Raw genomic sequence first — 6475 nt, 5'->3', positions numbered from 1 at the left:
ACCGCCCTCGAGGTCGTGACCGGCGAGACCGTCGTCCTCGAGGACGCCCTCGAGGTCGGCGCGCGCGCGGCGATGGTGCTGGAGCTCCGGTAGCGCCCTCGAGGGCGAGGCTCTGACTCGAGAGGGGTACGAATCGGGGAGAAGTAGGGGCGGACGGTTAAGGGGACTCCCCTAGGATCGATGAGGGACTCTCACAGAGCCCCACTGTCTGGCCGTGTCTCCCAGCCGTACACGGCGCCGCCTGACGTGGCGCCTCGCCCTCGCCCTCGGTCTCGTCGCGCTGACGGCGTCCGTGGCCGCGTTGCTGGTGGTCGAGTCGCTCACGCAGCGGACGGAGGACGGCGTGGAGGTGAACCTGGCCGGCCGCCAGCGGATGCTGAGCCAGAAGATCGCCAAGAGCGCTCTGCTGGCTCGAGAGGTCTCGGACCCGGATCCCCTTCTCGACGCGCTCGATGAGAGCGTCCTCGAGTGGTCCGCCGTTCATCGAGCGCTCCTCGACGGCAACGCGGAGCGCCGGCTGGCGGGCATCGAGGAGCCTGCGATCCGAGAGCGGATGGAGTCGATGTCTCCGCTGATCGGACAGATGCAGCGCTCGGTGGCGACCCTGCGGGTCGCGCTGGCCGACGGCGACCAGGACCGCGCCGACCGCGCCCTCGAGGTCGTCCTGGCGACGGAGACGGACTTTCTGGTCGTCATGGACCAGACCGTCGGGCTCCTCGCCGACGCCTCCAACACGTCGATCCAACAGATCAAGAAGAGCGTTTCTGCGGGCCTGTTGGCGTTGCTGGGCATGTTGGTGGGCGTGGCGTGGGTCGTGCAACCAGCCATCTTGGGGATCTCGCGGGCGCTGAAGCAGCTCTCGACTCAAGGTCACTTGTTACGGACCGTCATCGACACCATCCCGGACCACATCTACGTCAAGGACACCGAGGGCCGCGCCACACTCCGCAACCTGGCCAGCGCCCAGGCACTCGGGTTCGACGATCCCGCCGACGCTGTCGGCTTGACGGACGCCGCACTCGCCGTTGGTAAGGAGGCGAGCAAACTGGGCGAGGCGGCCCTGAGCGACGACCTCTCCGTGGTCGCCACGGGATCGCCGATCGAGAACCGCGAAGAGCCGTCGGGGGACGGCGGCGTACTGCTCACGACGAAGGTCCCGCTCCGAAATGACAAGGGCGAGATCGTCGGCATCGTGGGGGTGTCGAGGGACGTGACGGAGGCGCGAGCGGCGGAGGCCAAGTTTCGGGCGCTCGTCGAGCACTCCGTGGTGGGGACCGCCATCATGCAGGACGGCGCGTTCGTGTACGTCAACCCCCGCATGGAAGAGATCTTCGGCTACGAGCCCGGGGAGATGACGGGGCTCGCCACCCTCGACGTGATCCACGAGGACGACCGAGTCCTCGTGGCCGAGAACCTCCGCCGCCGGATCGACGGCGAGGTCGACGCAGTGGCTTACGAAGCCCGCGGCTACCGGAAGGACGGCCAGATCATCTGGCTCGACTTGGCAGGGGTCATCGGCGAGCACGGGGGGCGGCCCGCCATCATCGGGACCCTCAACGACGTCACGCACCGCCACGAGATGGAGAGCCAGCTCTACCATCAGGCGCACCACGACGACCTGACGGGTCTTCCCAACCGGGCGCTCTTCTCCATGCGCTTGGAGACGGCCCTGGTCACGGCCGAGCACGACGGGTCCTTTGCCGTGCTGTTCCTCGACCTCGATCGGTTCAAGGTGGTCAACGACAGCCTGGGACACTCGGCGGGCGACCAACTGCTCCGAGAGGTGGCGAGCCGCCTCGAGGACGTCCTGCGGCCCGGTGACTGCGTGGCCCGCTTGGGCGGCGACGAGTTCGCCGTCCTCCTCTCTCACCTCCCGCATCTCGACCACGCGGAGGCCGTCGCCGAGCGGATCCAGTCCGTCATCCGACGGCCATTCCGGATCGGGGCGAAGACCGTCACGGTCGGGGCCTCGATCGGGGTCGTGTCTGGACGCGCCGACCACGCCTCGCCGGACTCCATCCTCCGCGAGGCCGACCTGGCCATGTACGACGTCAAGGGCGGTGGCAAGGGCGGACACGCCACGTTCAACGCAGCGAGCCACGAGCACGCGGCCTCGAGGCTCCGCCTCGAGATGGACCTCCAGCACGCGGTCGGGCGCGACGAGCTCCGGGTCGCGTACCAGCCGGTCGTGCGCCTCGACACGGGGCAGTTGACGGGCTTCGAAGCCTTGGTCCGATGGGAGCATCCCGAGCTCGGGCTCCTGTTCCCGGACGCGTTTATCGGCCCGGCCGAGCAGAGCGGGCAGATCGTCGAGATCGACCAGTGGGTCCTCGATGCGGCCGCCCGCCAGATGAGCGAGTGGCGAGCTGAGAACCCGTCGGGACACGTCCTGTCCCTGAACGTCAACTGTACGGGCCGAGACCTTCTGGACCACACCTACACACGGGCCGTCGACCGAGCCGTCGAGGTCTACGACTTCGACCCCGAGAAGCTGTACCTCGAGATCACCGAGACGCTCCTGGTCGACAACCCAGAGGCCGTGGCGCGAGAGCTCGACCGTCTTCAGGAGCGGGGCGTCCGGTTCTGCATCGACGACTTCGGCACCGGCTACTCATCGCTCGCGACGCTCCACGCGCTCCCCGTGGACACCATCAAGATCGACCGGTCCTTTATCAGCACGATGAGCACCAAGAAGCAGAGCGCCGAGATCGTCCAGACGATCATCGATCTGGGCAGCATTTTGGGCTCGTCGGTCGTGGCCGAGGGCATCGAGACGGCGGAGCATCTCGCGAGTCTGCGTGGCATGGGATGCCTCTACGGACAGGGCTACCTGTTCTCCCGCCCCCTCGCTCCCGACGCCGCAGCGGCCCTGCTCCACTCGGAGTCCCCTGAGTGGCAGGTGCATTGGGCAGACGAGCGTTCTGAGGCGGACCGTCCTCGAGGGCGGGAGTCGGCCGCCGACGGGCTGAGCACGATCATTACGGCCCGGTCGGCGCGTCGCACGTCTGTCGAGGAACGCCGCGCGTCGTTGGCCTCGAAGCCGAGTCGGTAGCCGCCGCTCGTCGCCCCTGAGGGCGGCGAGCAGGGGAGTCCCACGTTGATCTGGGGAACGAGCTTTGTCCTCGAGGGCGAGTCGGAGCTCGGTATCGGGCTGGCAGAGCGGTCGCCCCGTCTCGTTCTCCCGAGCAAGCCTGCGAGTCGGAGGGCCTGTGTCGACCTCGAGGACGGGAAATGCGAGTGTGCCGCCCTCGAGGGCGGCTCCGCGCTGCGCCCATCGCGCGCGCGCAACTCCTCTGGACGACGGCGGTCTGTGAGATGTAACGACCTGCGCCCATGAGGCCTCTCGAAGTCGCCCTCCTCGTCGTTCTCACAGCCCGGCTGCTCGTCGCCCTCACGCGCCGCGAGGGGTGGACCCGCGGCCTGGGGACGTTTGCGGTCGTCGTTCTACTACTCCACGTCGTCCTCGAGGGCGCTCGGTGGATGATGGCGCCGGCCTACCTCGTGATGGTCGTCGTGGCGTACTGGGCGCTCTGCCCGAACCCGGAGATTCGCGGCTGGGTGCGAGGACTCGGTGCGGTGGTCGCGGTCCTCGCCTTGGTCGTGAGCGGTGCGCTTTCGTGGATCCTGCCGGTGCCGACGTTCTCGACGCCGGATCGTCCTGTCGGAACGACGTTGGTAGCGATGGACGGTGCGCTGGGGCAGGTGCCTGTGCGGTTGTTCTATCCGTCGGCTGTGAGCGGGGTGATGACGTACGCGCCAGAGGCGGAGCGCGCCACGTTCGTCGAGAAGTACGGGCTCCCGGCGTGGACCTCGTCGCATCTCAGGCTCGCGGCTCTACCGGTCGCCGAGGGCGTCGCAGTCGATGGCGGACCGTGGCCGGTCGTGCTGTTCAGTCACGGATACCACGTGCCGCCCTCGTTCTACGGCGCCTTCCTGCCGTCTTTGGCGGCCCGAGGCTATGTCGTCGCCGCGATCACGTTTCCGGGCGAGGCCACGATGGCCGTCTTCCCGGACGGTCGTCGCGTCGCCTTCGACCAGTCACGTGCCGACTCACTCTACACCCCGGCGTTGTGGGAGCGCGTCGGCGCGCTGAACGGGGAGTGGAGCGCGGCCACGACCGATGCGGAGCGGATGGCCGTCTTCCGCGAGATCAACGGCTTCTATCCTGATGCCGAGATGGCACAGCGCTGGGCCGCCGACGCCTCCGCCGTCCTCGATGGGCTGCCCGGCCTCGAGGTGCTTCGAGGACGGATCGACCTCGATCGCGTGGGAATCGTAGGCCACTCCGCTGGTGGGGGCGCTGCGGCGCAGGCGTGCCGCGAGGACGCGCGCTTCCAGGCGTGTGCGAACTGGGACGGCGCCCTGTGGGGCACGCTGGCCGATGACACGTTGCGGACGCCCTTCCTCGAGGTCGAGGCCCCCGCTCCGCCCGGCGCCTTCCGTCCCAACCGCCTGGTGCTCCAGGCGGCACAGTCCGACTCCGTGGACGGGTTCGAGACGCTCACGCTGCTTGAGTCGGGACATGCATCGTTTAGTGACATCCCCCAGATCGTGCGGCTCGCGGCCATCAACGAGGGTGGGACCATCGACCCCTCGGCCGCGGCGCGCGCCGTCGTGGACGTGACGGACGCGTTCTTCCAGATGCACCTGAACGGGACGGGAGGCGGCGTCGAAGCCATCTCTCAGAGCCACCCATTCGCGCGGTAGGCTCGTCCTCGAGGCCGATGTGCGGGTCCCCCTCGAGGGCGGAAACCCCGTGTGGCGGTCCGGGCGTCCCACCGCGACACCTCTCCGCCCTCGATGTCGCACCCGTGGTGGCAGACCGACGTGGTCTACCAGATCTACCCCCGCTCCTTCCAGGACTCCAACGGCGACGGCATCGGCGACCTGCCTGGCATCACGTCTCGGCTTGGGTACGTTCGTGACCTGGGCGTCGGCGCCGTCTGGCTGAGCCCGTTCTACCGCTCGCCCCAGGCCGACTTCGGCTACGACGTGAGCGACTACCGCGACGTCGACCCGCAGTTCGGCACCCTCGAGGACTTCGACGCGCTGGCCTCCAAGGCGAAAGAACTCGGGCTCAAGGTCATCGTCGACTTCGTCCCGAACCACTCGTCGGACCAGCACGCGTGGTTTCAGGAGTCGCGGTCCTCGAGGACGAACGCCAAGCGCGATTGGTACACCTGGCGCGACCCGGCGCCCGGCGGCGGGCCTCCAAACAACTGGCTGAGCTACTTCGGCGGCCCGGCCTGGACGCTGGATGAGGCGACGGGCCAGTACTACCTCCACTCGTTCCTGACCGAGCAGCCGGACCTCAACTGGCGCAATCCCGACCTCGAGGCCGAGATGCTCGACACGTTGCGGTTCTGGATGGACCGCGGCGTCGACGGCTTCCGGATCGACGTGGCGCACCTGATCGCGAAGGACCCCGAGCTGCGCGACAACCCGCCCGCGCCGCCGCCGACGTCGGGCGTGTTCAAGTCGATGGGCGAGTACGACACGCTCCTGCACGTCCACGACAAGGGCCACCCCGACGTCCACCGGATGTTCGCCCGGATCCGCGAGACCGTCGACGGCCACGGCGACCGCGAGCGCGTGACGATCGGCGAGATCCACGACTTCGACGACCTCGACCGGTGGGCGAGCTACTACGGCACGCCAACCTCGAAGGGGACGCTGAGCGGGTTGCACATGCCGTTCAACTTCGGCCTGCTCAACACGCCGTGGACCGCCCACGACGTCCGCGCCCACGTCGACGCCCTCGAGGGCGCCCTGCCCGACGGCGCCTGGCCCAACTACGTGCTAGGCAACCACGACGAGGCCCGGATCGCGACGCGGCTCGGCCCGGCGTCGGGGAAGCTGGCGGCGTTGCTGCTGTTGACCCTCCGCGGCGTGCCGACACTCTACTATGGCGACGAGCTCGGCATCGAGGAAGTGGACGTGCCTCTCGACGACCGGAAGGACCCGTGGGGCTTCCGCAGCGGGATGCCCGAACTCAGCCGCGACGGCTGCCGCACCCCGATGGCCTGGGACGCCTCGCCCGGCGCCGGCTTCTCGGACGCGCCGCCTTCGAGGTACTGGCTCCCACTCCACCCGAACCACGAAAGCGTCAACGTCGAGGTCGAGTCGGACGACCCCGAGTCGGTCTGGAGCTTTACCCGACGCGCCCTCGAGGTCCGCAACGCATCGCCCGCGCTCCAGACGGGAGGCTATCGTGCCCTCGACGACGTGCCCGACGGTGTGTTCGCGTTCGAGCGCATCGAGGGCGACGAGCGGCGGTTGGTCCTGCTCCACGTCGGCGACGGCGTCCTCGAGATTGAGGTCCCCGAGCCGTACCGCGTCCTCGAGGTCGTCCTGTCGACGGAGCGCGGCCTCGAGGCCGGCGAGCGGGTGACGCTGGGGCCGTGGGCGGGCGTCGTGCTCGGGTAGCGTATCCTCGGATCTATGGACGACAGCGCCCTCACGCTCATCCTCGACC

General features: G+C 68.8%; 3 protein-coding genes. All 3 read left to right on the top strand.

Going from position 1 to position 6475, the window contains the following annotated elements:
• Positions 1-214 precede the first annotated feature (214 nt).
• The gene (locus WBA11_RS13845) at positions 215-3052 is read left to right on the top strand and encodes an EAL domain-containing protein (protein WP_424521257.1); all 2838 of its coding nucleotides are present in this window, start codon (positions 215-217) and stop codon (positions 3050-3052) included.
• A gap of 281 nt (positions 3053-3333) precedes the next feature.
• Entirely contained in the window at positions 3334-4707 is a 1374-nt protein-coding gene (locus tag WBA11_RS13840; RefSeq protein WP_424521256.1) for a hypothetical protein, read from the top strand.
• Between the two features lie 51 nt (positions 4708-4758).
• The gene (locus WBA11_RS13835; protein ID WP_424521255.1) at positions 4759-6426 is read left to right on the top strand and encodes an alpha-amylase family glycosyl hydrolase; all 1668 of its coding nucleotides are present in this window, start codon (positions 4759-4761) and stop codon (positions 6424-6426) included.
• Positions 6427-6475 lie beyond the last annotated feature (49 nt).

It is taken from the genome of Rubrivirga sp. (assembly GCF_049648075.1).
In the GTDB taxonomy this organism is placed as follows: Bacteria; Bacteroidota; Rhodothermia; order Rhodothermales; family Rubricoccaceae; genus Rubrivirga.
Note: the sequence above shows the minus strand (reverse complement) of the source record. Positions and strands in the feature narration are given on the sequence as shown.